We start from the raw sequence: 602 nt of genomic DNA on the forward strand, positions 1-602 counted from the left end.
CTTGTGCACCCGACTCTTTGGCAATGGCGATAATTTTATCGATATCAAGATAGGTGTCAGCGGCAGGGCCATCACCTAAGCAGTAAGACTCACTAGCTTGACGAACATGAAGGCTTTGGGCGTCGCTCTGCGCGTAGATCGCAACTGACGCGACATTCAATTCGTTCAGAGTGCGAATGATGCGTGCGGCAATAGCTCCACGATTCGCAATCAATACTTTGTTGAACATAGATCATCGTGTCGGGCCGTCCCGCATGAAAATACAACAGTGGTCGTCCACTGAGGTTGCTGTGCGTTTAGGCCGCGCTCGACCAGACTAAATATTCAATAGGCGTGGGGTTGTAGCCATTGCAAGGGTTGTTAAGTTGCGGACAATTCGAAATAAGCACCACCACGTCCATCTCGGCGCGTAGCTCGACATATTTCCCAGCGCCAGAAATACCATCTTCGAAGGTTAAATCGCCCTCTTCTGTGACAGGGACGTTCATAAAGAAATTGATGTTATGACTGATATCGCGCTTCGTAATTCCGTACTGAGGATTCTCGGCAATCGCCAACATCCAGCTATCACGACAGGCGTGCATGCAACGCTTTTCGAGGTC

Annotated in this window: 2 protein-coding genes; both read right to left on the reverse strand. The window is 49.7% G+C overall.

Going from position 1 to position 602, the window contains the following annotated elements; all coding sequences use genetic code 11:
- Nucleotides 1-229 (reverse strand): biotin carboxylase N-terminal domain-containing protein (locus tag A3739_RS05095; protein ID WP_304440258.1); only part of this gene is annotated, 229 nt, incomplete at its 3' end.
- A gap of 67 nt (nucleotides 230-296) precedes the next feature.
- Nucleotides 297-602 (reverse strand): DUF1989 domain-containing protein (locus A3739_RS05100; protein WP_156502368.1); only part of this gene is annotated, 306 nt, incomplete at its 5' end.

The organism is Oleiphilus sp. HI0067 (assembly GCF_001635735.1).